This window comes from Cellulomonas sp. GbtcB1 (assembly GCF_019091725.1).
GTDB lineage: Bacteria > Actinomycetota > Actinomycetes > Actinomycetales > Cellulomonadaceae > Cellulomonas.
The window spans coordinates 1-228 of record NZ_JAGXJG010000762.1; the positions used below are offsets into that span (position 1 = coordinate 1).

Here is a 228-nt window from a genome sequence, read left to right on the forward strand (position 1 = left end):
CCCCGCTGGGCCCCGCGATCATCGCCGCCGCCGACGGCGTGATCTACGCCGCGGACCTCGGGGGCCAGGCGAAGGACCGGTTCGCCGGCAAGCCGTTCGTCGACGTCGGCGTGGAGAAGGCGGTGCACGACCCGAACGGCGTGCTCGCCCAGGCCGTCGCGGCGGTCGTGGCGGGCGTGCCCGCGGCGGTCGCCGCCGCGGCGGGCGCCGCACCCACCGCCGGCGGGG

The 228-nt window shown here is 80.3% G+C and carries 1 pseudogene; it reads left to right on the top strand.

Annotation, left to right across the window (positions count from 1 at the left end):
- Nucleotides 1–228: pseudogene (locus KVT14_RS22115) on the top strand (PTS fructose transporter subunit IIBC); the annotation flags it as partial.